General features: G+C 73.1%; 26 protein-coding genes. 9 read left to right on the top strand and 17 right to left on the bottom strand.

Annotation, left to right across the window (positions count from 1 at the left end; genetic code table 11):
- Positions 1-179 precede the first annotated feature (179 nt).
- Complete coding sequence (locus tag ACZ4XX_RS29845) at positions 180-395, bottom strand: I78 family peptidase inhibitor (protein WP_468510970.1); 216 nt, start codon at positions 393-395, stop codon at positions 180-182.
- A 307-nt stretch (positions 396-702) separates the two neighbouring features.
- Between ACZ4XX_RS29845 and ctaD the strand changes: the two genes are divergently transcribed.
- A complete protein-coding gene (ctaD, locus tag ACZ4XX_RS29840; protein ID WP_468510969.1) occupies positions 703-2,415 on the top strand; it encodes an aa3-type cytochrome oxidase subunit I in 1,713 nt (570 codons plus the stop codon).
- On the opposite strand, the gene ACZ4XX_RS29835 is transcribed toward ctaD, so the two are convergent.
- The 4 genes from ACZ4XX_RS29835 to ACZ4XX_RS29820 form a co-directional block, all read right to left on the bottom strand.
- Positions 2,354-3,340, bottom strand: a complete 987-nt coding sequence (locus ACZ4XX_RS29835) for a helix-turn-helix transcriptional regulator (protein ID WP_468510968.1) — start codon at positions 3,338-3,340, stop codon at positions 2,354-2,356. The genes ctaD and ACZ4XX_RS29835 overlap by 62 nt on opposite strands.
- A gap of 171 nt (positions 3,341-3,511) precedes the next feature.
- A complete protein-coding gene (locus ACZ4XX_RS29830; RefSeq protein WP_468510967.1) occupies positions 3,512-4,786 on the bottom strand; it encodes a glycosyltransferase family 4 protein in 1,275 nt (424 codons plus the stop codon).
- A 91-nt stretch (positions 4,787-4,877) separates the two neighbouring features.
- Positions 4,878-6,302 (bottom strand): ABC transporter substrate-binding protein, encoded by a 1,425-nt coding sequence (locus tag ACZ4XX_RS29825; RefSeq protein ID WP_468510966.1) that lies wholly within the window; start codon positions 6,300-6,302, stop codon positions 4,878-4,880.
- Positions 6,280-6,804, bottom strand: coding sequence for an MTB12 C-terminal domain-containing protein (locus ACZ4XX_RS29820; RefSeq protein WP_468510965.1), 525 nt, complete (start codon positions 6,802-6,804; stop codon positions 6,280-6,282). Before ACZ4XX_RS29820 ends, ACZ4XX_RS29825 begins: the two co-directional genes overlap by 23 nt.
- Before the next feature lie 117 nt (positions 6,805-6,921).
- Between ACZ4XX_RS29820 and ACZ4XX_RS29815 the strand changes: the two genes are divergently transcribed.
- Genes ACZ4XX_RS29815 through ACZ4XX_RS29805 form a run of 3 tightly spaced genes read left to right on the top strand, consistent with a single transcriptional unit; the run spans position 6,922 to position 10,652 of the window.
- The gene (locus ACZ4XX_RS29815) at positions 6,922-7,377 is read left to right on the top strand and encodes a hypothetical protein (RefSeq protein ID WP_468510964.1); all 456 of its coding nucleotides are present in this window, start codon (positions 6,922-6,924) and stop codon (positions 7,375-7,377) included.
- Positions 7,377-9,983 (top strand): ABC transporter permease subunit, encoded by a 2,607-nt coding sequence (locus ACZ4XX_RS29810; protein ID WP_468510963.1) that lies wholly within the window; start codon positions 7,377-7,379, stop codon positions 9,981-9,983. The genes ACZ4XX_RS29815 and ACZ4XX_RS29810 overlap by 1 nt, the downstream gene beginning before the upstream one ends.
- Before the next feature lie 24 nt (positions 9,984-10,007).
- Positions 10,008-10,652: an ATP-binding cassette domain-containing protein gene (locus ACZ4XX_RS29805; protein WP_468510962.1), complete on the top strand. Its 645-nt coding sequence runs from the start codon at positions 10,008-10,010 to the stop codon at positions 10,650-10,652.
- 15 nt (positions 10,653-10,667) lie between these two features.
- Here the strand turns inward: ACZ4XX_RS29805 and ACZ4XX_RS29800 are convergent, their stop codons facing one another.
- A complete protein-coding gene (locus tag ACZ4XX_RS29800) occupies positions 10,668-11,270 on the bottom strand; it encodes a LysM peptidoglycan-binding domain-containing protein (protein WP_468510961.1) in 603 nt (200 codons plus the stop codon).
- A gap of 246 nt (positions 11,271-11,516) precedes the next feature.
- Between ACZ4XX_RS29800 and ACZ4XX_RS29795 the strand changes: the two genes are divergently transcribed.
- The gene (locus tag ACZ4XX_RS29795) at positions 11,517-12,299 is read left to right on the top strand and encodes a hypothetical protein (protein ID WP_468510960.1); all 783 of its coding nucleotides are present in this window, start codon (positions 11,517-11,519) and stop codon (positions 12,297-12,299) included.
- Between the two features lie 215 nt (positions 12,300-12,514).
- Positions 12,515-12,811 (top strand): hypothetical protein, encoded by a 297-nt coding sequence (locus tag ACZ4XX_RS29790; RefSeq protein WP_468510959.1) that lies wholly within the window; start codon positions 12,515-12,517, stop codon positions 12,809-12,811.
- Between the two features lie 124 nt (positions 12,812-12,935).
- On the opposite strand, the gene der is transcribed toward ACZ4XX_RS29790, so the two are convergent.
- The 6 genes from der to ACZ4XX_RS29760 form a co-directional block, all read right to left on the bottom strand.
- Positions 12,936-14,384 (bottom strand): ribosome biogenesis GTPase Der, encoded by a 1,449-nt coding sequence (gene der / locus ACZ4XX_RS29785; RefSeq protein WP_468510958.1) that lies wholly within the window; start codon positions 14,382-14,384, stop codon positions 12,936-12,938.
- Positions 14,385-14,454: 70 nt separating this feature from the next.
- A complete protein-coding gene (locus ACZ4XX_RS29780; protein ID WP_468510985.1) occupies positions 14,455-15,042 on the bottom strand; it encodes a lysophospholipid acyltransferase family protein in 588 nt (195 codons plus the stop codon).
- Between the two features lie 53 nt (positions 15,043-15,095).
- A complete protein-coding gene (gene cmk, locus ACZ4XX_RS29775) occupies positions 15,096-15,770 on the bottom strand; it encodes a (d)CMP kinase (protein ID WP_468510957.1) in 675 nt (224 codons plus the stop codon).
- 159 nt (positions 15,771-15,929) lie between these two features.
- Positions 15,930-17,018 carry a prephenate dehydrogenase gene (locus tag ACZ4XX_RS29770; protein ID WP_468510956.1) on the bottom strand — a complete coding sequence of 363 codons (1,089 nt, stop codon included), beginning with the start codon at positions 17,016-17,018 and terminating at the stop codon, positions 15,930-15,932.
- Complete coding sequence (aroH, locus tag ACZ4XX_RS29765) at positions 17,015-17,377, bottom strand: chorismate mutase (protein ID WP_030315684.1); 363 nt, start codon at positions 17,375-17,377, stop codon at positions 17,015-17,017. The genes ACZ4XX_RS29770 and aroH overlap by 4 nt, the downstream gene beginning before the upstream one ends.
- A 134-nt stretch (positions 17,378-17,511) precedes the next feature.
- Positions 17,512-17,964: a YidB family protein gene (locus ACZ4XX_RS29760; RefSeq protein WP_468510955.1), complete on the bottom strand. Its 453-nt coding sequence runs from the start codon at positions 17,962-17,964 to the stop codon at positions 17,512-17,514.
- Positions 17,965-18,074: 110 nt separating this feature from the next.
- Here ACZ4XX_RS29760 and ACZ4XX_RS29755 point away from each other — a divergent pair, with 110 nt between their 5' ends.
- From ACZ4XX_RS29755 to ACZ4XX_RS29745, 3 genes are read left to right on the top strand one after another with little or no spacing between them, the layout of a single operon-like run.
- The gene (locus tag ACZ4XX_RS29755) at positions 18,075-18,410 is read left to right on the top strand and encodes a DUF952 domain-containing protein (protein WP_468510954.1); all 336 of its coding nucleotides are present in this window, start codon (positions 18,075-18,077) and stop codon (positions 18,408-18,410) included.
- 44 nt (positions 18,411-18,454) lie between these two features.
- Positions 18,455-18,970 (top strand): Rieske (2Fe-2S) protein, encoded by a 516-nt coding sequence (locus tag ACZ4XX_RS29750; protein WP_468510953.1) that lies wholly within the window; start codon positions 18,455-18,457, stop codon positions 18,968-18,970.
- 32 nt (positions 18,971-19,002) lie between these two features.
- Positions 19,003-19,710 (top strand): nucleotidyltransferase domain-containing protein, encoded by a 708-nt coding sequence (locus ACZ4XX_RS29745; protein ID WP_468510952.1) that lies wholly within the window; start codon positions 19,003-19,005, stop codon positions 19,708-19,710.
- On the opposite strand, the gene ACZ4XX_RS29740 is transcribed toward ACZ4XX_RS29745, so the two are convergent.
- From ACZ4XX_RS29740 to pnuC, 5 genes are read right to left on the bottom strand one after another with little or no spacing between them, the layout of a single operon-like run.
- Positions 19,700-20,458 (bottom strand): nucleotidyltransferase domain-containing protein, encoded by a 759-nt coding sequence (locus ACZ4XX_RS29740; RefSeq protein WP_468510951.1) that lies wholly within the window; start codon positions 20,456-20,458, stop codon positions 19,700-19,702. The genes ACZ4XX_RS29745 and ACZ4XX_RS29740 overlap by 11 nt on opposite strands.
- Positions 20,459-20,461: 3 nt before the next feature.
- Positions 20,462-21,493 carry an ADP-ribosylglycohydrolase family protein gene (locus ACZ4XX_RS29735; protein WP_468510950.1) on the bottom strand — a complete coding sequence of 344 codons (1,032 nt, stop codon included), beginning with the start codon at positions 21,491-21,493 and terminating at the stop codon, positions 20,462-20,464.
- Positions 21,490-22,275 carry an NUDIX hydrolase gene (locus ACZ4XX_RS29730; RefSeq protein ID WP_468510949.1) on the bottom strand — a complete coding sequence of 262 codons (786 nt, stop codon included), beginning with the start codon at positions 22,273-22,275 and terminating at the stop codon, positions 21,490-21,492. Before ACZ4XX_RS29730 ends, ACZ4XX_RS29735 begins: the two co-directional genes overlap by 4 nt.
- Positions 22,272-23,351: an AAA family ATPase gene (locus ACZ4XX_RS29725; RefSeq protein WP_468510948.1), complete on the bottom strand. Its 1,080-nt coding sequence runs from the start codon at positions 23,349-23,351 to the stop codon at positions 22,272-22,274. Before ACZ4XX_RS29725 ends, ACZ4XX_RS29730 begins: the two co-directional genes overlap by 4 nt.
- Positions 23,348-24,001, bottom strand: a complete 654-nt coding sequence (pnuC, locus tag ACZ4XX_RS29720; protein ID WP_055599419.1) for a nicotinamide riboside transporter PnuC — start codon at positions 23,999-24,001, stop codon at positions 23,348-23,350. Before pnuC ends, ACZ4XX_RS29725 begins: the two co-directional genes overlap by 4 nt.
- Positions 24,002-24,213 lie beyond the last annotated feature (212 nt).

The following is a 24,213-nucleotide window of genomic DNA, read 5'->3' as shown; positions in this document are numbered from 1 at the left end:
GTGTGGTCCGGCCGCCCTGTGTGGGGGTGTCTGTTGGCCCCCCCCTGGCGCCTCGTTGTGGCCACGAACCCCCTGAAACCACAAATGGGAAATGCCCCCGCCCGACCCGTCGGCCGGGCCCCTTCCGTATGCCCGGGTACGAACACGCCGGGGTCGCCCGGCGTGCCGGCGCGTGTCTCTCAGCCGAGCCAGCAGCGGGTGACCGTGCCGTCCTGGACCTCGAAGTTGATGCGTCCGGCGAGGTACTCCATCGTGATGATCGAGCCGGGCGGGAGCGACCTCACGGTGCTCCAGCCCCGCGTCCTGGCGAGCCGTGCAGCGTCTTCCGCATCGAGGCCCACATAGGACTCGGGGGCGTCGCGGGACGGTTCGGGAGTGCGCGATGTGGGTGCCATGGACCTCACGTTAGTACCTTGGCGGTCACGCTTGTGTCACAAGTTCTCGACGTATGCTCGGCATGATCCCCGTCACTCCGCGACATGGATTCCGGCCGTTTCTCCAGGAATTCCCAAGGGCATCCGGCAGTTCGCACCAAGGGTCGCAAGGGCCGATAGAACTCGGGTAATTCAGCGCTTCCCGCTCCGCCGTCCCGAATTGCATCGGCGACGCGCACGCGAGCCGCACACTCTTCCCTTACACAATGCTTACGCTGTCCGAACGCCCGGAGACGCGGAGCCGGGACGACCGCGAAGCGGAGGCAGGATGGGCAACGGGACAGCGACCGCGACCGTCGAATCGAGCCGCGAGCGGCACGGCCGGATCCTGATCGACTGGCTCACCACCACCGACCACAAGAAGATCGGCCACCTCTATCTGGTGACCGCGTTCGCCTTCTTCCTCATCGCCGGACTGATGGCGATGCTGATGCGGGCCGAGCTGGCCCGCCCGGGACTCCAGCTGGTCACGAACCAGGAGTTCAACCAGGCCTTCACCCTGCACGGCACGATCATGCTGCTGCTCTTCGCCACGCCGACCTTCGCCGGCTTCGCCAACGAACTGGTGCCGCTGCAGATCGGCTCGCCCGACGTCGCCTTCCCGCGGCTGAACATGTTCTCGTACTGGCTGTTCCTCTTCGGGAGCCTGATGGTGGTCGGCGCGCTGCTCACGCCGACCGGTCCGGCCGCCTTCGGCTGGACCGCCTACGCCCCGCTCAACAGCCTGGAGCGGTCCCCCGGCGCCGGCGTCGACCTGTGGATCGTGGGGCTCGCGCTCTCCGGCTTCGGCACCATTCTGACCTCGGTGAACTTCCTCGCGACCATCATCGGGATGCGGGCGCCCGGCATGACCATGTTCCGGATGCCGATCTTCACCTGGAACGTGCTCTTCACGGCGGTCCTGGTGATCGTCGCCTTCCCCGTGCTCGCCGCGGCCCTGCTCGTCCTGGAGGCGGACCGGCGCCTCGGCTCCGTGGTCTTCCAGCCCGAGAACGGCGGAGCGCTGCTCTGGCAGCACCTCTTCTGGTTCTTCGGCCACCCCGAGGTCTACATCATCGCGCTGCCGTTCTTCGGGATCGTCAGCGAGATCATCCCGGTCTTCGCCCGCAAGCCGATCTTCGGCTACACCACACTGATCGCCGCCACCATGGCGATCACCGGACTGTCGGTGGTCGTCTGGGCCCACCACATGTTCGCGACGGGCGCGGTGCTGCTGCCGTTCTTCTCCCTGCTCTCGTTCCTCATCGCGGTGCCCACCGGGGTGAAGTTCTTCAACTGGACCGGGACGATGCTGCGGGGCTCGCTCTCCTTCGAGACCCCGATGCTGTGGTGCGTCGGCTTCCTGGTGTCGTTCCTCTTCGGCGGCCTCACCGGGGTCATCCTCGCCTCGCCGCCGATGGACTTCCAGGTCACCGACTCGTACTTCGTGGTCGCCCACTTCCACTACACGGTCTTCGGCACGGTCGTCTTCGCGACCTTCGCCGGCTTCACCTTCTGGTGGCCCAAGTTCACCGGCCGGATGCTCGACGAACGGCTCGGGAAGATCCACTTCTGGACCCTCTTCACCGGCTTCCACCTGACGTTCCTGGTGCAGCACTGGCTCGGCGCGGAGGGCATGCCCCGGCGGTACGCCGACTACCTGGAGGCGGACGGCTTCACCGCCCTCAACACCGTCTCCACCATCGGCGCCTTCCTGCTCGGCGCGTCCACCCTGCCGTTCCTCTACAACGTGTGGCGGACCACGCTGTACGGGCCGAAGGTCGAGGTCGACGACCCGTGGGGCTTCGGCCGCTCTCTCGAGTGGGCCACCTCCTGCCCGCCGCCCCGGCACAACTTCGACGCAGTCCCCCGGATCCGCTCCGAGGCACCGGCCTTCGACCTGCACCACCCCGAGTTCGCGGCCTACGAGCGGATGCGGCTCACGAGCCCGCCGCCGGAGCGGAGGCCGAGCGATCGAGGGACCGGGACAACAGGTCCCTGAGCGCCCGCACCCGGTCGACCAGCTCCGGCGGGTCGAGCACCTCGAACTCGAAGCCGATCAGCGACACGTGGATCACCATCACGTCGAGGCTGTGGGCCCCCGTCCTGAGCAGGCAGGCGTCCTCCCCGTCCGCCGTCAGGACGCCGTCGGCCGCGCCGACGGCAGCGGCGGCCTCGGCGAGCGGCACGTGCAGCCGGATCGTCGCCTCGGTCGCGTACGCCGAGGTGGACACGCCCTTCGCCACATAGGCGGCCAGATCCTCGGCCGGCGGCTCGCGGGGCGGGAAGCGCGGCCCGTGCGGCGGCGTCGGCACGATCCGGTCGGCGCGGAAGGTGCGCCAGTCGGCCCGGTCCACGTCCCAGGCGACCAGGTACCAGCGCCGTTCGCTGCAGACCAGCCGGTGCGGCTCGACGTTCCTGCGGGTGGTGGCCCCGCCGTGGTCCCGGTACTCGAAGCGCAGCCGTTCGGTGTCCCGGCAGGCGTTGGCGAGTTCGGTGAGGACGGCCGGGTCGATCCGCTCGCGCGGGGTGCGCAGCATCGGGACGGTGAAGGCGTTCAGGGCGCTCACCCGGCGCCGCAGCCGCCCCGGAAGCACCTGCTCCAGCTTGGCCAGGGCGCGGACGGAGCTCTCGCCGATGCCCTCGACCCCCTGCCCGGCGGCGGCGCGCAGGCCGACGGCGACCGCCACGGCCTCCTCGTCGTCGAGGAGCAGCGGCGGCAGCTCGGCCCCGGCGCCCAGCTGATACCCGCCGCCGGTGCCGGGGCTCGCGTTGACCGGGTAGCCGAGCTCGCGGAGCCGGTCGACGTCCCGTCGTACGGTGCGGGACGTCACCCCGAGCCGGTCGGCGAGGTCGGCACCGGACCACTCGCGGTGGGCCTGGAGCAACGAGAGCAGACGCAAGAGCCGTGCGGAGGTCTCCAACATGGCCCCGAGTCTGCCAGCCCTCGCGGACGACTTCTGTCCTCGATGAACGGGCGGCCGGACAGTTCTCCGGCCCTACAGTTCTCCGGCCGGTCAGTTCTCCGGCCCGTCAGTTCCCCAGCCCGTCGGCTCTCCAGCGCGGGCTGTTCTCCGGACGGCCGGCTCTCCGGCCCGTCAGCGGAAGCGGCGGACGAGTCGGCCGGCCCGCGCCTTCAGGGCGTAGACCGCGTCGATCATCCGACCGGTCCCGGCGTGCAGCGTCACCCGGGCCTTCGGGTGGGTGCGCAGGCTCGCGCCCCGCTCGACGAGCTCCGTCCACAGCGCCTCGTGCCGGGCGGCGATCCGGACCGGGTCGAACCGCTCGGACGCGTCGAGCGCCGCCCGCGCCGTCTTGGCCCGCAGCTCGTCGTCCTCGACGAGCCGGCGCAGCGCCCGCGCGAACGCCGCCACGTCGTCGACCGGCACGAGGAAGCCGTCGACCCCGTCCTCGATGATCTCGCCCGGCCCGTGCGGGCAGTCGGTGGAGACCACCGGGAGTCCGCAGCGCATCGCCTCGACGATGGTCATGCCGAAGGACTCGCGCTGCGAGGTCACCGCTGCGATCGAGCCCTTGGCCAGCTCCGGTTCCAGCGGGGTCGCCGAACCCATGAGGAAGACCTGCCCGCCGAGGCCCCGGTCCTCGATCTGCCGGGTCAGCGGCCCCTTGAGGTTCTGGACGGCGTCCCCGCTGCCGTAGATCCGCAGCTTCCACCCGGGGTGGTCGGCGGCCACCTCGGCGAACGCGTCGATCAGCAGGTCGTACCGCTTGACGCGGGTGAGCCGGCCCGCCGCGACGACGGTCTTCGCCGCGGGGTCGGCGGGCGGTACCGGGGGCGCGGGCACGCTGTTGGGCACGGACTCGACGCGTACGCCGGGCAGCCCGAGCTTCCGGTAGGCGCGGGCGTCCGCCTCGGTGACGGTGGTGACGGCGTCGAGGAGCGCGTACTCGTGGCCGATGTCCCGGCGCAGCCGGAAGGTGTGGCCGTCGAGGATCAGGTGCTCCTGTCCGACGAGGACCGGCCCCCGCCGGGCCTGTCGGACGAGCTGCACGTTGAGCCCGGGGCGGGTGCCGACGAGGACGTCGGCCTCGACGCCGCGCAGGTGCTCCCCGATCCGGGCGTCGGTGAGCGCGCTGTACTGCTTCCAGCGTCCGTCACCGCGCGGGAACACCTCGGCGGGCCGGTGGAGGTCGGGGTGGTCGCCGTCGTATCCGGGGCTGTCCTTGCGCAGGTCGACGAGGTGGCGCAGCGTCACTCCGGAGGGCAGGCCGAGGAGCGGGCGGTCGCGGTGGCGGAACACCGAGACGATCTCCACCTCATGACGTTTCGCCAGTTCCTCGGCGAGGGTGAAGGTCGTCCGGATGGTGCCGCCGTAGTGGTATCCGTTGTGGAGCAGAAAGGAAATACGCATCGCGCTGCCGGTTCCCCCCGGTCAGTTGATCGGTCGCCCGACTGTACTGCCGGTGAAGGGGGGCCGTTCACAGCCCGTAGCCGGGGCAGGGTCAGGGGCGGTAGCCGAGCTGGGGCACGGTCGCGCAGTTCTCCGTCATCTCGCCCTGGCTCACCCAGCCCCGGCCGTCCTGCCAACGGGCCACGGAGAGGCAGGTGTTCCGGGTCGCCGGCGGTTCCGCGAGGTGCTCGAAGAGGACGGGGAGCAGCAGTCCCCGCGCGGTGTACGCCCCCGGGCGGTTCAGGTACTCCTCCACGCACCCCCGGGTGAGCACACCGCCGGCGCCACCGCGCTCCCCGCCGTCCGCCCCGCCTGCTGCCCCACCGCGCTCCCCGCCGTCCGCCCCGCCTGCTGCCCCACCGCTCTCCCCGCCGTCTGCGGCACCGCTCTCCGCGCCGTCGTCTCCCCGCCCCGCGAGGCAGGAGCGGGCCGCGTCGGTGAACCACATCGCCGCCGCCCATCCCTCCAGCTGCCACTGCGACAGCGGCCGGTCCCCCATCGCCGCCCGGAACTCGCGGACCGCCGGATGCCCGGTGTCCTGGTGGTTGCGGCTCGCGCCGGTCACCCAGAGGGCGTCCCGGCAGCCGGGCGCGCGGGCGTAGTCTCGGGCGACGGACGAGGACCAGTTCTGCACGTTGGTGACCTTGGCGTCGACCCGTACGCCGAGCGCCTCCATCGCCTCGCACAGTCGGACGTTGCCATGGGTGTCCATGGCGTCGAAGAGGACGTCGACGTGCTGGGCCCGCAGATCGGCGGCGACCGCGCGGAAGTTGGGCAGGGCGAAGTCCACCTGCTCCTCGACGACCCGGTATCCCTCGGCGCGCAGCCCCCGGGTGACCAGCCGGGCGTACGCGGCGGACGCGGTCTGGTTGTAGGAGACCACGGCGGCGGTCCGTGCCCCCTTCTCCTGCTCGAACCAGCGGTAGACCTCGGTCCCGCCGTACAGGACCCCGCCCCAGCCGGGTTCCTTCCCGGTGCGCGGGGCCGAGCTTCCGTAGATCCCGTACAGGTGCGGATAGGTGTCGTACGCGGGGGTGAGCGGCTGGCCGCCGATGTCGGGCACTCCGGCACGGGAGACCAGGGGCGCGCCCGCGTAGTCGAGGGCGGTGGTGGCGACCAGGGCGAAGACCCCGCGCTCGTCGATCAGCCGGTGCACGCACGCGTTGTTGCCGACACCGCTGCCGCCGTCGTCGCAGGTCTCGACCTCGATCCGGCGCCCGTCCAGGCCGCCGCGCGCGTTGAGGGCGTCGAAGTAGGCGCGGGCCCCGTCGCGCGTGCCCGTGAAGGCCTGTCCGCCGACGGGGCTGGTGACGCTGGTGATGATCCCGACGCGGAGCGGCTCACCGCCGGAGGGGTGGGCGGTGGGCCGCGTCTCGAAGGCACGCTCCGGGAGCCGGCTGCCGCAGGCCGTCAGGAGCAGGAGCAGCAGGGCCAGGAGCAGCGCCGCTCCCGCCTCAGCAGCCCGGAACGGTGACACCGCTCAGCTGGACCAGGCCGCACAGCGTCTTCACGGTGACCTTCCAGGTGTCGTTCTGGAGGACGGACGTGCCCTGCGAGCCGGTCAGCGCGGGGGCTCCGCCGACCAGCAGGTCATAGGTCACGTTGGCCTCGGTGGCGGAGGTGAACTCGACGCCGGTGACCTTCGCCGAGGTCATGGCGGCGTTCTCGTCACCGCCGAAGGCGCCGAGGACCTCCTGCATCTGCTCCCCGTTCTCCAGGAGCTGCACCCTCTCGGCGGCGGGGGTCTCGGGGTCGAAGAACGCCGTCCAGTTCTTGGTGATCTCCGCCTTCGCGGCGACGGGGTCGTCGGGCTCGTCGGCGCCGGTGGCCGCCGCGGAGGTCTCGGTGTCGTCGTAGCGGCCCTCTCCGCCGCCGGCACCGTCGTCGGAGCACCCCGCGACGACGGGGGTGAGGGCCAGGACGGCGGCGGCCGCGAGGGCGGCGAGGCGGGGGCGTCGGCCGAGTCGTGCGAAAACCATCTGGCTCACCACCGGGTGTCCCTCCGGGCCGTACGGTCCGATGCTTCCAGGGTGGGACGTGTCGGGGCATAGTGCAAGATCAGGGCATAGCGTGAGGAAGAGACGAGGGAGGTCGCCGTGCCGGCATCCCGGATCCTGCTGTGGAGCGGTCTCGTGGCGGCCGCCGGGGGCGCGGTGCTGTGCGTGCTCGGCTGGTACGGGATCTCCGGCGAACGGTTCGCGGAGCGTCAGCTGCCCTACCTGGCCTCGTGCACGGTGCCGGGCGCGGCCCTGATCGTCGCGGGCGCGATCCTCGTCGTGGCGGCGTACGTGATTCCCCTACGCCCTCCGGAACCGCGCGGCCCGGGGACGGCCGAGGACGGCCGTGCGGCGGACGGGGATCCCGCGGCGGAGGACGGCCACGGGCCGCAGGAGACTCACCCGCCCTCCTCCGACGGCCCGCAGCTCCGCGTCCCGGGCGGCACGCTCGCGCATCGCCCGGACTGTCCGCTGATCGCGGGCAAGCCGGAGGCGACGCGGGTGGGCGACACCGCCCTGGACCCCTGTCCGGTATGTGAGCCGGGGCCGCCCTGATGTCCTCCCTGACGTACGAGTTGACGCTCGCCGGCCTCGCGGTCGGCAGCGCCGCCGCGCTCACCGGGATCGGACTGGTCGTCACCTACCGGGCCACCGGGGTCCTGAACCTGGCGCACGGCGCGGTGGCCATGATCTGCGCGTACGTGCTCCGCCAGCTGGTGGTCGTGTGGGGCTGGCCGCTGCCGGTGGGCGCCCTCGTCACGCTGCTCGTCGTCGCCCCCGGCATCGGACTCGTCCTGGACCTCGCGGTGTTCCGGCCGCTCTCCCGGCGGGAGGCGAATCCGGCGCAGTCCCTGGTGGCCTCCATCGGCGTCTTCGTCCTGCTCGTGGGCGCGGCGGTGCTGCTGTGGGGCCCGGGCGCCCACGACGACGTGCCCGTGCTCCTCGGCGACGATCCCTGGGCGCAGCTCGGCGCGGTGGTGGCGCTCGCCTGCCTGGTGGGAGCGGTGACCCGGTGGACCCGGTTCGGGCGGGAGCTGCGGGCCGTGATCGACAACCGGCCGCTCGCCGTGCTCTCCGGGATCGACGCGGACCGGGTCGCGGCGGCCGGCTGGGCCTTCGGCTCGTTCACCGCCGGGCTGACCGGGGTGCTGCTCGCCCCGTACGTACGGCTCGACCCGTACGGGATGCCGCTGGTCGTCGTCGAGGTGATCGCGGTCGCCGTCATCGCCCGGATGCGGTCGCTGCCGGTCGCGGTCCTGGCCGCGCTCGCCATCGGCGTCGCCCAGGCCCAGCTCACCCGGCTGCACCCGGAGGGCTGGGCGGGACCGCTGGTCCAGGCCGTCGGGGCGAACCTGTTCGTGGTGGCACTCCTGGTCGCCGCGCTCGTCCTGCCGGGGATCGGCGGCGAGGGCCGGGACGCCCTGCCGCCGCCGGTGCGATCCGGACGGGTGCCGGCGGCCGTGTGGCTCGTCGTCGGCGTGCTCTTCCTGATCCCGCTCGGCTTCGCGGGCTCGGACCTGCACACGGCGATCCAGGTCCCGGCGCTCGCGGTGATCCTGCTGTCCCTGGTCGTGGTGGCCGGGCGGGGCGGCCAGATCGCGCTCGGGCAGGCGGCGTACGCGGGCCTGGGCGCCCTGTTCACGGCGCTGCTCACGGCACGCGGGGTCCCGGGCCTCCTGGCCCTGGGCCTGGCGGTGCCGCTCGTCGGCGCGGTGGGGCTGCTCACGGGCGGGCCGGCGATCCGCCGGCACGGCCTGGCGCTCGCGCTGGTGACGCTGGCGACGGGCGTGGCGGTGAGCCGCTTCGTCCTCACCCAGCCGTACGCGACGGCCGGCCTGTCCCTCGGCCGCCCGGCGGGCTTCTCCGACGACCGCGCCTTCTACGCCCTCGAACTCCTCGTCCTCGCGGGCTGCCTGGCCCTGGTGGCGGCACTCCGCCGGGGCCGCACGGGCCGGGCGCTCGCGGCGCTGCGGGACCACGAACCGGGGGCGGAGGCGTCGGGCGTCGCGGTCTCCGGCCTGAAGCTCCTCGCGTTCGTCCTGGGCGCGGCCCTGGCGGCCCTGGGCGGCGGCCTGCTCGGCATGGGCCTGCGCGCCTTCGACCCGGAGGCGTACGACCCGGTCCGCGGCCTGCTGTGGTTCGCCGCGGTCCTGGTGCTCGGCGCGGACAGCCTGCTGACCCCGCTGGTGGCGGCGGCCCTCCTGACGACCCTGGACGCGGGCGCGTACGCGGGCACGGCGGCGTTGACCCTGGGCCTCCTGGCCACCCTGACGGCCAGGATCCCCCCGTTGACGACGCTGCTCCCGCAGGGAAGGCACCCGGACAGGACGAGACCCACGCCGACGCCGGCACCAGCACCAGCACCAGCACCAGCACCAGCACCAGCACCAGCACCAGCACCAGCACCAGCGACGGAAGCACCGACGGCACCGACGGCGGCGTGCGCCGCACCCCCCGCCCACCCGCCCGCGCAGGCACCCACACCCAGACAGGCACCGGCACCCACCCCCGTCCCCCGCCTCCGCGCCCAGGGCCTCACTCTCACCCGCCCCGGAGGGGTCACCGCCCTCGACCGCGTCACCCTCGACCTCGTCCCCTCCCGCATCACCGCACTCGTCGGCCCCAACGGCGCGGGCAAAAGCACCCTCTTCGACTGTCTCGCCGGCACCGTCCGCCCCCGCGAGGGCCGGATCACCCTCGACGGCGCCGACATCACCCACCGCTCGGCCCACGCCCGCACCCGCCTCGGCATCGCCCGGACCTTCCAGCGCCTCGCCGTCTTCCCGTCCCTCACCGTCGAGGAGAACGTCCGCCTCGGCGAGGAGCAGGGCCACGTCCGCAAGGACCCCGCCGCCGTCGAGCGGAGCCTCCGTCTCCTCGGGCTCGCCGGATCCGTGCGGCACGCGACGGCGGCGGACCTGCCCGGCGGGACCCTGCGCCGGGTCGAGCTGGCCCGCGCGCTCGCCGGGCAGCCGCACACCCTGCTCCTCGACGAGCCCGCCGCCGGTCTCGACGCCGCCGAGACGGCCGCGCTCGCCCGGATCCTCGCCGCGCTGGCCGCGGACGGCCTGACCGTCCTGGTGGTCGAACACGACCCGGATCTCGTCGCGGGCATCGCCCACACCGTGCACACCATGGAAGGCGGCCGGATCGTGTCATGAGCGCCGAGAAATGAGCCTCGAACCATGAGCGTCGAGATCGCCCTGCGCGCCGCCCGGGTCCGCTACGGCCCGCTGGAGGCCCTGCACGGCCTCGACCTGCCCGTCCCGGCCGGCACGGTCACCGTCCTCCTGGGCCGCAACGGCTCGGGACGTACGACGGCCCTGCGCGCCCTCGCCGGCACGGTACGGCTCTCCGCCGGGCGGGTCCTGTGGCGGGGCACCGACGTGACCCGCCTCTCTGCGCACGAACGGGCCCGGCGCGGGCTGTGCCTCGTACCGGACCTGCAGGCGGTGTACGCGGGCCTCACCGTCGCCGAGAACCTCGCGCTCACGAGTCCCGGGGCCCGGCCCCCGTACCCCGAGCTCGTCCCTCTCCTGGGCCGCACCGCCGGAACCCTCTCCGGCGGCGAGCGCCGCATGCTGGCTCTCTCCCGGGCCCTTCTCCTCCTCCACGCGCGCGTGGTGCTGGTCGACGAGCCGTCGCTCGGCCTGGCCCCGCCGGTCGCCGCCCGTACGTACCGGGGCCTGGTCGCACGCGCCGTGGAGGGCGGCGCCGCCGTGGTCCTGGCGGAGCAGCGGGTTCCGGACGGGCTGCCGCCCGGCACCCTCGTGCACGAGCTGCGGCACGGCTCCGTCGCGTTCAGCGGGGAGCCGGCCGAGCTCGGGTGACGGCCCCGGGACCCGTCAGAGCGGGCCGATCCGCAGCATCGTCCCGACGACGACCCGGTTCGGGTCGGGCCCGATGAGACTCCGGTTCGCCGCGTACAGCGCCTTCCAGCCGCCGTTGATCCCGAAGCGGCGGGCGATGGAGCTGAGGGTGTCGCCGGGCTGGACGGTGTGGACGCGCCCGCTCAGCCCGTACCGCTTGGAGCAGACCGGCCAGGCCCCCCAGCCCTGGGTGCGGAGCACCTCCTCCGCGACGGTGATCTGCTGGGGGCGGGTCGCCAGGTCGGCGCGGGGGGCGTACCGCAGTCCGCCGTGCTCGACCCAGGTCGGGTGCCAGAACTGGAGCCCGCCGTAGAAGCCGTTCCCGGTGTTGATGTGCCAGTCCCCGCTGCTCTCGCAGTCGGCGACACAGCCCCACGGCCACTGGTCCCGGGCGCAGGGGTAGGCGGGCACGGCGGCGGCCGCCCGAAGCCCGTCGGCCACGGACCGGAGCACGGCGGACGCGTTCCGGGGCCCGGCCGGCACGTCCCGGGCCAGGGCGGGTGCCGGGGCCAGGGTCAGCAGCGCGGCGGCGGACGCCGCCACGAGCGAACCCGTCGTCCAAAATCGGATCTTCGACATCGGGGCAGGCTAGGCAGCGGCCCGCCGTCCTCGGCCCGTGCCGCGCGGAACACTGTTCACACCCCACCCGGTCGGAGTCACCCGTTCCGGGCCTCCTCGGAGCCCCGCGCACCCGCTTCCGCCCGAGCCGGTGGCAAGTTGCCTCGCTTCCACGCGTGACCCCGGCCGAGCCTGACCCGTTGAACTCGGCATGAGACGACCGGGAACGGCCCGGCGTCCCCCCGTACCGAGTCCAGGGAGCCCCCCGTGCCGCGCATGCTCGACGTCAGCGAGGACGTACGCGCCGAGATCGGCGACGAAGAAGCGGACCGGCTGCTCGCCGGCGACAACGCCCCGGGCAGCTACGACTGCACCTCCTGCCGCACGCCGGGGGACTCCGAGCAGGAGCGCACCAGCACGGTGCTGTTCGTCGGCGACGAGACCGCGGTCCTCGCGTTCGCCCACGCCAGCTGCATTCCGTCGCAGGTCGTCCGGGTCGCCGAGGAGCAGCTCCAGGGTGCCGTCGCCTCCATCACGGCCTCGGACACCGCCGACGCGCTGTCCGCCGCCCACCCCGAGCAGGCCGTGCTCGGCGTCACCAGCGGTCTCGTCCTGATCCAGGGCGAGCTGCACCCGGCTCTCGTCGTGGAGCCGACCGCGCCGGTGGCCCGTCCGGGTTCGGACGGTCTCACCGACGAGTTCCTGCCGCTCCTGGCCGACCAGGGCTTCCACCAGGTCATGAACCTCGACGAGCGGCCTGCGGCGCTGCCGGGCTGGTCGGTGCTGGTCGCCATGGGCCAGCTGCACTCCGTCCTCCAGCCGGGCCCCGGCGGCGCCGGACAGGCCGCCTGGTGGCAGGCGCACCAGCCGCTGCAGGTCACCGAGGGCTGGCGTGCGGCGGCCAACAAGTCGCACACGGTGCTGGTCTTCGCCGCCCCGGTCGGCTCGATCGGCCAGCAGCCCCGCGAGGACCTGCTGCGCGACGCGTTGGAGAAGGCCGCGGCGAACGGGCGTCTGGTCGCCGCCGCGATGCCGCTGGCCGGTACCTGATGGAGGACGGCCGGCCGGGCATAGGGTGGACGCGGGTCTCCCACGTACCGAAGGGGCCGACGGGCTCCGCCGGTCCGGCGGCACCGACCGTGCCGCGTCCTCGGCGCGCGCCCCTTTCGGAGAGCCGCCCGCATCCGACGGGCGGCGGGGTCGTTGGCACCTACGTGCACGCATACGACCCCTTCCTCCAGCCGTATCCGAGTCAGATCCCGTCGATGCGCCCTGCGCAGGACGTCACGTCGGGGGCCTCGCCCACGCCGATCTACGACGCCCTGTACTCGGAGTACCGCAGGTCGTTCCGCACGCTGCCGGGTGACCGCAGCGGCGAGGAGGAGCTGACGTTCCGGGCGTTCGGTACGGCGGTGAGCACGGGCGTGTACGCAAACGGGCAGGGCCACCGGTACGGGGCGGCGTATCCGGCGGCGTGGTCGGCCCCGTACCCGCAGACGCACACCCAGGCGGCCAACCACACCCAGGCGGCCCTGCCGCCGGGGCCCCGCAGGGGCCTCTAGGTCCTGTCGGCCCAGGGCACACGGCACATCGGGGGAACGGCGGAGGGGGGGGGGGGGGGGGGCCGCCCCCCCCCCCCCCCCCCCCCCCTCCGCCGTGTCCTCGGTCCGTCGCCGTACGGCAGGACTACTTCTTGCGGCCGCGCTTCTCGCGCACGCGCACCGAGATGTGGATCGGGGTGCCCTCGAAGCCGAACTCCTCGCGGAGGCGACGCTCGATGAAGCGGCGGTAGCCCGCCTCGAGGAAGCCGGAGGCGAAGAGCACGAAGCGGGGCGGCTTGGTGCCCGCCTGCGTGCCGAAGAGGATGCGGGGCTGCTTGCCGCCCCGGATCGGGTGCGGGTGGGCCGCGACGATCTCACCGAGGAAGGCGTTGAGCCGACCGGTGGGAACGCGGGTCTCCCAGCCGGCAAGGGCGGTCTCGATGGCCGGGACCAGCTTCTCCATGTGGCGGCCGGTCTTGGCGGAGACGTTGACGCGGGGCGCCCAGGCGACCTGCTGCATCTCGGTCTCGATCTCGCGCTCGAGGTAGTAGCGGCGCTCCTCGTCGAGCTCGTCCCACTTGTTGTAGGCGATGACGATGGCGCGGCCCGACTCGACCGCCGTCGTGATGATGCGCTGGTCCTGGACCGAGATGTTGTCGGTGGTGTCGATGAGGATGACGGCCACCTCGGCCTTCTCGATGGCGGCCGCGGTCCGCAGGGAGGCGTAGTAGTCCGCGCCCTCCTGGAGGTGGACCTTCTTGCGGATACCGGCGGTGTCGACGAACTTCCACGTCACACCGCCGAGCTCGATGAGCTCGTCGACCGGGTCGCGAGTGGTGCCGGCCAGCTCGTTGACGACCACCCGGTCCTCGCCCGCCACCTTGTTGAGCAGGGAGGACTTGCCGACGTTCGGGCGGCCGATGAGGGCGATGCGGCGCGGGCCGCCGACGGCGTTGCCGAAGCGCTGCTCGGGGGCCTCGGGCAGCGCCTTCAGGACCTCGTCGAGGAGGTCACCGGTGCCGCGGCCGTGCAGCGAGGAGACGGGGAACGGCTCGCCGAGGCCCAGGGACCAGAGCGTGGTGGCGTCGGCCTCGCCGGACTGTCCGTCGACCTTGTTGGCGGCGAGGACGACCGGCTTTCCGGAGCGGCGGAGCAGCTTGACGACGGCCTCGTCGGTGTCGGTGGCGCCGACGGTGGCGTCCACGACGAAGAGACAGGCGTCGGCGGCCTCGATGGCGAACTCGGCCTGGGCGGCGACGGAGGCGTCGATGCCGAGGACGTCCTGCTCCCAGCCGCCGGTGTCGACGACCTTGAAGCGGCGCCCGGCCCATTCGGCCTCGTAGGTGACGCGGTCGCGGGTGACACCCGGCTTGTCCTCGACGACGGCCTCGCGGCGGCCGATGATGCGGTTCACCAGGGTCGACTTGCCGACGTTCGGACGGCCGACGACGGCGAGGACGGGGAGGGGGCCGTGGCCGGCCTCCTCGATCGCGCCCTCGACCTCTTCGACGTCGAAGCCTTCTTCGGAGGCGAGCTCCATGAACTCCGCGTACTCGGCGTCGCCAAGTGCCCCGTGGTCGTGCTGGTCGTTCATGAAGTCCGTTCCTTGATCATTCGTGGTCGGTGGGTCCCCGGGCCGCGGGGCCCACTACTGAAAGTCTCGCTCAGCGCCCGGTGAGGCGCCTGGCGTTTTCCAGGTGGCCGGTGAGCTTCCCCTGGATCCGTACGGTGGCCTCGTCCAGCGCCTTGCGCGTGCGCCGGCCGGAGCCGTCACCCGCGTCGAAGGCGTCACCGAAGACGACGTCGACGCGGCCGCGCAGCGGCGGCAGTGCCTTCACCAACCGTCCGCGGCGCTCGGTGCTTCCCAGGACGGCCACCGGGACGATGGGCGCGCCGCTGCGGACGGCGAAGTAGGCCAGCCCGGAGCGGATCGCGGCGAAGTCGCCGTCGCCCCTGGTGCCCTCGGGGAAGATCCCGAGGATGCCGCCCTGCTCCAGGACGCCCAGGGCGTTGCCTATCGCGGTGCGGTCGGTGCTGTCGCGGTCCACCTTGAGCTGCCCGATGCCCTCCAGGAAGCTGCCGAGCGGGCCGACGAACGCCTCCTTCTTGATGAGGAAGTGCACGGGGCGCGGTGCGGTGCCCATGAGCATGGGGCCGTCGATGTTGTGCGCGTGGTTGACGGCGAAGATGGCGGGGCCGGTGGCCGGCACCCGCCAGGCACCGAGGACGCGCGGCTTCCAGAAGCCGTACATCAGTCCGATGCCGATGCGTCGGCCGACGGCGGCGCCCTTCTCGGAGGGCACGGTCACTTGGCGGCTCCGCGCTTCTCGTCCACCAGGGTGACGACGCACTCGATGACCTGGTCGAGGGTGAGCTCGGTGGTGTCGACCTCGACGGCGTCGCCGGCCTTGGCGAGCGGCGAGGTCTTACGGCTGGAGTCGGCCGCGTCCCGCTTGACCAGGGCTTCCTTCGTCGCCTGTACGTCGACGCCCTTGAGCTCGCCGGAGCGGCGGGCGGCGCGGGCCTCGGGCGAGGCGGTGAGGAAGATCTTGAGGTCGGCGTCGGGCAGGACGGTGGTGCCGATGTCCCGGCCCTCGACGACGATGCCGTGCTCTGCGCCGCGGGCGATGGACCTCTGGAGCTCCGTGATCAGGCTCCGCACCTCGGGGACGGCGCTGACGGCGCTGACCTTGGAGGTGACCTCCTCGGTGCGGATCGGGCCGGCGGCGTCGGCGCCGTCGACGGTGATGGTGGGCCGCGCCGGGTCGGTGCCGGAGACGATCACCGGCTTGGCGGCGGCGTTGGCGACGGCCTCGGCGTCGTGGACGTCCACACCGTTGCTGATCATCCACCAGGTGATCGCCCGGTACTGGGCGCCGGTGTCGAGGTAGCTCAGACCCAGCTTGGCGGCGACCGCCTTCGAGGTGCTGGACTTGCCCGTGCCGGAGGGCCCGTCGATGGCGACGATCACGGATTCCACGGTGGGAACACCTTCCTGGGGTGAGTGTCTGGACCCGGCGGAGATGCAAGGGGCCTCCCCAAGGTTACCGAGTCCGACGCACCCGTTCGGCCCAGCCCGTGCCGGGGCCCGGCCGGAGGTGCCCCCGGGGGCGCCTCCGGTCCCCGCCGGGGCCCGCCGTCAGCTCGTCCGCAGGGCCCAGCCCCGCTCCTGGAGGGCCGCGCCGAGGACCGGGGCCGCCGAAGGTTCCACCATCAGCTGGACCAGACCCGCCTGCTGCCCCGTCGCGTGCTCGATCCGGACGTCCTCGATGTTGACCCCTGCCCGGCCCGCGTCGGCGAAGATCCGGGCCAGCTCGCCCGGCTGGTCGCTGATGAGGACGGCGACCGTCTCGTACGCCGTGGGCGCGGCGCCGTGCTTGCCGGGGACGCGGGAGCGGCCGGCGTTGCCGCGGCGCAGCACGTCCTCGACGCCCGAGGCGCCGTCCCTGCGCTTGTCCTCGTCGGCGGACTGCAGGGAGCGCAGCGCGCGGACGGTCTCGTCGAGGTCGGAGGCGACACCGGAGAGGACGTCGGCCACGGGGCCCGGGTTGGCGGAGAGGATCTCGACCCACATCCGCGGGTCCGAGGCCGCGATCCGGGTGACGTCGCGGATGCCCTGCCCGCAGAGGCGTACGGCCGACTCGTCGGCCTCCTCCAGTCGCGCGGCGACCATCGACGACACCAGCTGCGGGGTGTGGGAGACCAGGGCGACCGCGCGGTCGTGGGCGTCGGCGTCCATGACGACGGGGACGGCCCGGCACAGGGCGACGAGCTCCAGGGCGAGGTTGAGGACCTCGGTGTCGGTGTCCCGGGTCGGCGTGAGCACCCAGGGGCGTCCCTCGAAGAGGTCGGCCGTCGCGGCGAGCGGGCCCGAGCGCTCCTTGCCGGACATGGGGTGCGTACCGATGTACGCCGTGAGGTCGAGGCCCAGGGCCTCCAGCTCGCGCTTGGGGCCGCCCTTGACGCTCGCCACGTCGAGGTAGCCGCGGCCGAGCCCGGCGGTCATGGCCTCGGCGAGGGTGGCCGCCACGTGCGCCGGCGGTACGGCGACGATGACGAGGTCGACGGGCCCCTGGGGCGCCTCGTCGGTGCCGGCGCCGAGCGCGGCGGCCGTGCTGGCGCGCGCCGGGTCGTGGTCGCGCAGATGGACGGTGACGCCCCGGCCCGCGAGGGCGATCGCGGCGGAGGTGCCGATCAGTCCGGTGCCGATGACGAGCGCTGTTCTCACTGGGCGATGTCCTTGCGCAGAGCGGCCGCGGCGCCGAGGTAGACGTGCGCGATCCGGGACTTGGGAAGCTCGGTCTCGACGTGGGCGAGGAGCCGGACGACCCTCGGCATCGCGCCCTCGATGTCGAGTTCCTGCGCGCAGATCAGGGGGACGTCGACGATGCCGATGCGGCGGGCCGCGGCGGCGGGGAAGTCGCTGTGGAGGTCGGGGGTGGCCGTGAACCAGATGCTGATGAGGTCGTCGGCGTCGAGTCCGTTGCGCTCGAGGACGGCGGTGAGCAGCTCTTCGACCTGCTCACTCATGTGTCCGGCCTCGTCCCGCTCCAGCTGGACGGCTCCTCGGACCGCTCGTACCGCCACGTCGTGCTCCTTCGCCTGCGTCAGTGCTCCGTTCAGCCTAGTCAGGGGCCGGAGGGCGTGCCGGGGCGCCCGCCCTCCGAGACGGAGGACGGGCGCCCGCGAGCCTTCGGAGCCCCGGAGGGCCGGGACTCCGGTCAGAGCTTCTGCTCGCGGATGATGTCCTCGAGGGAGCCCTGGGGCATCGAGCCGGCCGGTGTGAGCTTGTCGACGGCCTGCGGCAGCGACCGCGCGATCTCGTCGGCGGCCTCCTGCGGGCTGACGCCGGCGTCCTGGGCGACCTTCTGCAGGGTCTCGTCCGGGAGGGCCTCGGCGATCTGGGCGCCGCTGACGGGCTGGTTCTCACCGGTGCCGACCCAGGACCGGGTCTGGTCGGTGAGGCCCGACCTGGTGAGCATGTCGAGGAGTCCGCCGAGCGGGTTCGACGCACCGCCCGCGCCGCCCGATGCGGCCGCGCCGCCCGCGCCCTGGCCGCCCGCGAGCGCGCCGATCAGGGAGCCGAGGATGCCGCCGGCACCGCCGCCACCGCTCCGTCCGCCGGCACCTCCGAGGAGGCTCCCGAGGAGACTGCCGAGGTCGTTTCCCGCCATGGTCCCGCCTTTCGTCCGGTTCGAACACGCCCAATGTGACCCGAACCGGGGTGTTCCGCCACTCGGGGTAAAGGCCGGCTCCGTGGCGCCCACGCGATAGAACTGTCGACATGTTGCTGCACGTCGTACCGCTGGCCGACTGGTCCGCCGCCCCCGATGCCCCGTACGCCCCGTCGTCCCTCGCCTCCGAGGGTTTCGTCCACTGCTCGCCGGACGAGGCCGCGGCCCTCCTGATCGCCGACGCCCGCTACCGGGACGTGCCGGGCCCCCTCCTGGTGCTGGTGATCGACGAGGAGCGGCTGGCCGGGGAGGTCCGCTGGGAGGGTTCGGGAGGGGCGCTCTTCCCGCATGTCTACGGGCCGATCGAGCGGACCGCGGTGACCTCGGTCCTGGAGGTACGGCGGGACACGGACGGCCGTGCGAGGGAGCTGACCCCCCGGTTGTAGGCGTGTTGCGGGACCGTGCGGTCCGGCGGCGTCAAGGTGGCCGTATGACTTCACGCGTCAGCAACCTGACCGCATCCGCGACGAGCCGCCGCACCGTCCTGGTCGCCGCGGCGGCCCTGACGGCGGGCTGCGGCTCGGACGACGGAGGCGACGGAGGTACGACCACCCCGAGCGACACGGCCGGCACGAACGCGCCCGCCACCTCCGGAACGAGTGCGCCGGCCCCGTCGTCCCCTCCCGCGGAGCCGAGCGGCTCCGCCGTCGCCCCCAGCGGCAAGGCCCTGGCCACGACCGCCGACATCCCGGTCGGCGGCGGCGCGGTCTTCGCCTCGGAGAAGGTGGTCGTCACCCAGCCCACGGCGGGTGAGTTCAAGGCGTTCTCCGCCGTCTGCACCCATCAGGGCTGTCTGGTGAACAAGGTCGCGGACGGCACCATCGACTGCCCCTGCCACGGCTCCAAGTTCCGCATCACCGACGCCGCGGTGGTGGCGGGACCGGCTCCGCGCCCACTGCCGGCGGAGCAGATCACCGTCTCGGGCGACTCGATCACCCTGACATAGCCCTGTCATAGCCCTGCCGTAGCCTGACCGGCATGACTCCGGACGAGCTGGTGCGCGCACACACGATCTACTCCTGTGTGATGGGCTCGCGCGCCTTCGGTCTCGCGACCGAGGGCAGCGACACGGACGTGCGGGGCGTGTACCTCGCCCCGACGCCGTTGTTCTGGCACTTCGACAAGCCCCCCGCGCATGTCGAGGGGCCGGGCGAGGAGCAGTTCAGCTGGGAGCTGGAACGCTTCTGCGAGCTGGCCCTGCGCAACAACCCGAACGTCCTGGAGTGCCTCCACTCCCCCGTGGTCGAGTACGTCGACGACCTCGGCCGCGAACTGCTCTCGCTGCGCGGCTCCTTCCTCTCCCGGCAGGCCCACCAGACCTTCGTCCGCTACGCGGGCGGACAGCGCCGCAAGCTCGACGCGGACGTGCGCCAGTACGGCCACCCGCGCTGGAAGCACGCCATGCACCTGCTGCGGCTGCTGACCAGCTGCCGGGACCTGCTGCGCTCGGGCGAGCTGCGGATCGACGTCGGCGAGGACCGCGAGCGCCTCCTCTCGGTCAAGCGCGGCGAGGTGACCTGGCCCGAGGTCGAGTCCTGGATGAACCGGCTCCAGGAGGAGGCCGACCACGCCCTGGACGCGACCCCGCTCCCGGCGACACCGGACCACGCGCGCGTGCAGGACTTCCTGATCCGCGCGCGCCGCGCCTCGGCGACGGACGCGCTCCAGCCGCGGGCTACGACGTGACCCGCCGCGCCCGTACGACCAGATCGTGCAGCCGGTCATGGGCGCGTGCCGACGTCTCCCCCAGCCCGGACGCGGCCTGCGCCTCGTCCAGGACCCCGTGCAGGGCCTCGGTCTCCGCCCGTACGTCCTCGATCGCCACCTCCGCGAGACCGTGCTCCGCCGCCGCCTTCGCCGCGACGAGGTCGGGGAGCCGGGCGGGCGCCTCGGCGACCTCCTCGACCAGGGTCGGCAGATGGGCCTGCACCTCGCCGGCCCGCATGAGGTGGATGCCGGTGAGCAGCGCCCGGTAGGTGTAGAGCAGCGGCTTGAGTTCCCCGCTGCGCTCGAAGAGCCGCCACTGCGTGCCGGCGAAGCCCCGGTAGTGGTGGGCGTGGTGAGGGGTGAGCACCTCGGGCACGAGCGAGACGAGCTCCGCGTGGGTCTCCGTGGTGTGGGCGACGAGCGGGGAGGTGAGCTGTTCCAGGACGTAGCCGTTGCGGCGCAGCATCAGCCGGGCGAACTTCCGCAGGTCGTGGGTGACCAGGTCCATCTCGACGCCGTCCCGGTCCCACATCCGGCTGCGGGTCTCCTCCGGCTCGCGCAGGCCTATGAGGGCGTCCACCGGGAGGAGGTGCGCGCCGCGCAGGTCCACGTCCGAGTCGCGGGACGGGAACCCGTACAGGTGCGCGCCGGAGACGGTCGCGAAGAGCAGGGGGTCGGGCTGTTCCGCGACGACGGCGGAGAGGTCCAGGTCCAGGGTGAGCGTCATGGGTCAAGCGTCCCAGAGCGCGCCGAAGGTCAGCAGGTCGCTCCGGTACTCGATGCGCTCCTCCCACTCCTTCGGCCACGCGTCGGCGCCGAGGTGGGCACCGGCGAAGGCGCCGGCGAGTGCGGCGATCGAGTCGGAGTCGCCGCGGGTGCAGGCGGCCCGGCGCAGGGCGGTGAGGGGCTCGTCGGGGAAGAGCAGGAAACAGAGGAGGCCGGTCGCGAGAGCCTCCTCGGCGATCCAGCCGTCTCCCGTGTACGTACAGGGGTCGAGCTCCGGGTCGGCCGTGCGCTGGACGGCGTCGAGGCGTTCCAGGACGGCCAGGCACTCGTCCCAGCCGCGCTGGACGAAGGCGAGGGCGCTGGGGTCCTGGGAGCGGGTCCACAGGTCGCCGAGCCAGTTCTCGTGGTAGCGGGAGCGGTTCTCGTACGCGTACGAGCGCAGCTGTCCGACGAGGCCGGCCGGGTCCACGCCCTGGGCGAGCAGGTACACGGCGCGGGCGGTGAGGTCGGAGGCGGCGAGCGCGGTGGGGTGACCGTGGGTCAGGGCCGCCTGGAGCTGCGCGGCGCCGGCCCGCTGCTCCTCGCTCAGGCCGGGGACGAGCCCGATGGGAGTGACCCGCATGTTGGCGCCGCAGCCCTTGGAGTGGATCTGGCTGGCGTCCTGCCAAGCCCGGTCGCCGTCGAGGAGTTCGCAGGCTCTCAGGCAGGTGTTGCCGGGGGCCCGGTTGTTCTCCGGGTCGTGGTACCAGGCGACGAACTCGTCGCGGACGGGCCCCGCGAGCGCGTCCGGGGAGAGCACCTCCCGGTCCATGGCCGTACGGATGCCGCGGGCGAAGGCGAGGGTCATCTGGGTGTCGTCGGTGACGTGCGCCGTGCCGCTCCTGACGGGCAGTGTCATCTGTCGCCAGGGTCCGGCCTTCGCGAGGATCGACGGCACGTCGTTGAACTCGGTCGGGAATCCCAGCGCGTCGCCGAGCGCCAGTCCGATCAGGGAGCCGGTCGCGGCCTGCGTGGTCGCGGTGCGGGTCGGGTTCATGTGGATCGTCCTTCCGGTCGCAGGAGGGGCGGGTGCAGGGTGGTGGCCTCGCCCGCCCGGTAGAGAGCGGCCGGTTTCCCCCGTCCGCCGGTGAGGCGCGGCGGTCCTTCCACGGCCTGGACGAAGCCGGGCGTGGCGAGGACCTTGCGCCGGAAGTTGGGGCGGTCGAGCTCGACGCCCCAGACCGTCTCGTAGACCTGCCGCAGCTCGCCGAGGGTGAACTCGGGCGGGCAGAAGGCGGTCGCGAGGCAGGTGTACTCCAGCTTGGCGCCGACCCGTTCGTGGGCGTCGGCGAGGATGCGGTCGTGGTCGAACGCGAGCGGCCCGTGCGCCCCGTACGGCTTCCACCGGGCCTGCGCCGCGTCTCCGCCGCCGCGCGGTTCGGGTGCGTCGGGCACGAGCGCGGCGAAGGCGACGGAGACGACCCGCATCCTCGGGTCGCGGTCCGGCTCGCTGTAGGTACGCAGCTGTTCGAGGTGGAGACCGGCGACGGTGGTCCCGGAGAGCCCGGTCTCCTCGGCGAGTTCACGGCGGGCGGCCTGCTCGGCGGACTCGCGGGGCAGGACGAAGCCGCCGGGGAGGGCCCAGTGTCCGGCGTACGGCTCCTGGCCGCGCTCGACGAGCAGGACGTGGAGGCGCTCCTCGCGGAGGGTGAGGACGGCGAGGTCGACGGTGACGGCGAACGGCTCGAAGGCGTACGGGTCGTAGCCCTCGGGCGCGCCTGCCGGCCCGGCCCCGGGTGCGTTCACCGGCCGTCCGTCCGGTACCCGGTCGCCGCTCATCGCCGCTCCGGCAGCGGGTCGGCGAGGGCCCAGCCCTCGGCGAGCAGCCCGTCGACGGCGGCGACCGCGGCCGCGAGGCGTTCCTCGTGCGGGCCGGTGAGGACGGCCGTGCGGCGGCCGCTGTGGGCGAGCTGGGTGAGGAAACGCGCGGTCATCCAGGGCCGCAGGTGCTCCCCGTCGCGCAGTCCGTCGTCCTCGAAGTCGACGCCCCGGTGGTCGGTGAGGAGCCAGAGGTGCTGTCGGCCGCGGGCGGCGATCTCACCGGTGGCGGGGCTGGTGGTGCCCATGTAGCGCTCGTGCCAGATGGTGGTGGCGAAGGCGTCGGTGTCGCAGAAGAGGACGGGTGAGCCGTCGCGGGCCGCCTCCTCCTCCAGTTCGGCCTGCCGCTGGGCGATGACGGGGAAGTCGGAGGAGTGGAAGGCGACGTCGGCCCATGCGGCGCCGGGGCGTTCGGCGCGGAGTTCGGCGAGTTTGAGTTCGCTGTACGCGCGCCCGTACTCCGGCACGTACCGGGTCCTGGCCCAGACGCCGCCGCGCCTCCGGTAGTGGTCGGCGAGGGCGAGGGCCATGGTGGTGGTGCCGGTGGACTCGGCGCCGAGGACGACGACGCGCCGGGTGAGCGCGGACCGTACGGGCGGCTCCAGGAAGTCCCAGCAGCCGGCGGGGTCCGCGCGGACGGCGGTGCCGGAGACGGGGAAGCGGTCGCGCCCGGGGTCGACGCAGACGGACTCGGCGCCGAAGCGGCGGGCGAGCTCCTCCCCGTACGGCTCCGAGGTGAAGACGGCGTCGACGTGTTCGGGCACGGCGGCCCGGAAGACGGCCATGTGGGCGTCCCAGACGTCGGGGTCGTGGAGGTCGACGGGGATGTCGTCGACGGCTCCGACGACGAGGGCGTCGGGGTGGACCTCGCGCATCCAGGCGACCCGGTCCTCCAGGGAGATGCTCTCCACGGAGGAGGCGCAGACGAGGACGGTGAGGCGCTCGCAGCGCGCGAGGGCCGTGTCGACGAGATGGTGGTGGCCGGCGTGCGGCGGATAGAACTTGCCGAGGACCAGGCCGTGTCCGTAGCGCCTCATGCCGCCGCCTCCACCTGGAGGGCGCGACGTGCGGTGAGGTCCTTGGTCCAGCCGCGCAGGCCGAGGACGCAGAGCGTCATGAAGCCGACGTAGAGCAGGGAGGTCAGATAGAGCTCCTTGTACGCGTACAGCGGTACGTAGACCACGTCGGCGGCGATCCACAGCCACCAGGACTCCAGGCGCTTCCGGCACTGGCCGTAGGTCGCCATGAGGGAGAGCGCGGTCGTCAGGGCGTCCCAGAAGGGGACGGTCGAGTCGGTGGCGCGGTCGAGCAGCAGGGTGAGCGCGAGGGTCCCCACCACCCCCGCCGTGAGCAGCCACGTCCACTCGGTGCGCGTGGTGCGGCGCACCGGGAGGGCGTCGGAGCCTGGTCCACCCCCGTGGGTCCAGGTCCACCAGCCGTACACGGCGAGGGTGATGAAGACGATCTGGAGGCCGGCGTCCGCGTACAACCCGGCCTGCGTGAAGAGCAGGACGAAGAACAGGTTGTTGGCGATGCCGATGGGCCAGTTCGCGAGGTGCTGACGGGCGACGAGCCAGACACAGAGCGCCCCGCTGCCGAATCCCAGGACCTCGGTCCAGCTGACCGGGGTGTCCAGGATCGTGAAGAGCGGCTGCTGCAGCGGTTCGAGGATGCTTGCGAGGCTCACGCCCGACCTCCTTAAGAGTCATACTGACTATAAAGGTCGACCGTCTCCGGCCACAAGCCCGAAAAGCACGGCGCCACGCCCGCCGCGCACGCGGCTTTCGGCACGGCGGGGAGGGCGCGGCTTTCGACCCTGCAGGGAGGGCGTGGCTTCGGCACGGCGGCGCGCGGTCCGTCGTAGATCAGCCCGCGCCGGCGGCGCACCCGCTCGGACAG

This window comes from Streptomyces sp. NPDC029956 (genome assembly GCF_055574655.1).
Note: the sequence above shows the minus strand (reverse complement) of the source record. Positions and strands in the feature narration are given on the sequence as shown.